Source organism: uncultured Microbulbifer sp. (genome assembly GCF_947498635.1).
Lineage (GTDB): Bacteria > Pseudomonadota > Gammaproteobacteria > Pseudomonadales > Cellvibrionaceae > Microbulbifer > Microbulbifer echini.
In genome coordinates this window covers 1-248 of the sequence record NZ_CANMKV010000164.1, presented here as the reverse complement: position 1 = coordinate 248, position 248 = coordinate 1, and the positions used below count along the sequence as shown (strand labels likewise).

Sequence of the window (248 nt, the reverse complement as noted above, 5' to 3'; positions counted from 1 at the left end):
GTTAGCTGTTCAACAATTTACCGCTGGATCCGTCGACTTAACTGGAGGTCACGTCTGCCAAGGAAAGCCAAACCTTATCGTAAACGGGCAAGTTCTGAGGCCGGCGTAAAGCTTATTCCAGAGCGCATAGATATTGATGAAAGGCCTGCGATTGTCGATGAAAACACTGAGATTGGTCACTGGGAAGGCGATACTGTTTATGGTCAAGATGGCTATCTGGTGACACTGGTTGAACGAGTCTCCAAATT

The 248-nt window shown here is 47.2% G+C and carries 1 pseudogene; it reads left to right on the top strand.

Annotation, left to right across the window (positions count from 1 at the left end):
• Positions 1-248: pseudogene (locus Q1A69_RS20270) on the top strand (IS30 family transposase); the annotation flags it as partial.